The 321-nt window shown below is 43.6% G+C and carries 1 protein-coding gene; it reads left to right on the forward strand.

The features are described from left to right. On the forward strand, window positions 1–141 hold a 141-nt coding region (locus AB4585_RS28795; protein WP_372172205.1), incomplete at its 5' end, for a YbaY family lipoprotein. Window positions 142–321: the final 180 nt, after the last annotated feature.

Below are 321 nucleotides of genomic sequence, written 5' to 3' on the forward strand. Positions count from 1 at the left end.
GACCCTAGACACACCTACAATGTTCGAGCGCAAATTCGTGTGGATGGCAAACTTAGATTCACCACAGATACTGCAGTAAGAGTGATTACCGATATCGAACAAACTCACGACGTGGCGGTTCAATTAGTTGGAGTTCGTTAAATCTTTACATTTAGCTAACATCTGATGAAAAGTGGCGATCCTAAGCTTTTGGCTTAGGGTTGCCAGCGAAACTGCCTTAACTTCACTTTTCCTGTTGCACTAAAGACAATTCCCTCTTCAACTAGCCGTGATTTCTGGCGTTGCAAATCCTCACCCTTAAGCGAAATCTCACCTTTACTG

It is taken from the genome of Vibrio sp. 10N.222.49.C9 (assembly GCF_041474985.1).
Lineage (GTDB): Bacteria > Pseudomonadota > Gammaproteobacteria > Enterobacterales > Vibrionaceae > Vibrio > Vibrio crassostreae_C.